This window comes from Nostoc sp. UIC 10607 (assembly GCF_047228265.1).
Taxonomy (GTDB): Bacteria; Cyanobacteriota; Cyanobacteriia; order Cyanobacteriales; family Nostocaceae; genus Nostoc; species Nostoc foliaceum_A.
The window spans coordinates 1-460 of sequence record NZ_JBIQNW010000247.1 but is presented as its reverse complement, the minus strand read 5'-3'; the positions used below and the strand labels follow the sequence as shown (position 1 = coordinate 460).

The window sequence follows — 460 nt, the reverse complement described above, 5'->3', positions numbered from 1 at the left end:
CAACAGAACCATCCAATATTCCCCCAACAGAACAAAGACAGTTAAAAGTTGACTGGTTAAATCCTTTTTCAACTTTATCTAAATAGAAATTGATAATTATGTATCAACCACAAGAACTTTTCAACAACCTCTCACCATCAGAAATTAGTCGGACTTTACGCTTGAGTGGGATACCTGAAAAAGAGTTGTATACCGAGAATGATGCAGACAGGTTTCGTGAATGTCGCACCTTAATTGAGCAGGGTGGAAATGATGAAGAAGTAATGGCTCTATTATCTCCAATTGTTGACAATGCACTGTCAGAAACTCAGGGCAATTCCTCGTCGTCAACGAAGAATGGAGGGAAAAAACAAGGAAAAAAAGCCCAATTACCATTAGATATTACTGAATTACTAGTTATTGCTCGTGAAAGAGGCTATAAAATCGCACTTTCTCAGGCTTTAATAATTCTCCAAGTCTG

The 460-nt window shown here is 37.6% G+C and carries 1 pseudogene; it reads left to right on the top strand.

Annotation, left to right across the window (positions count from 1 at the left end):
• Nucleotides 1-98 precede the first annotated feature (98 nt).
• Nucleotides 99-460 (top strand): annotated as a pseudogene (locus ACEYW6_RS36630) (hypothetical protein); the annotation flags it as partial.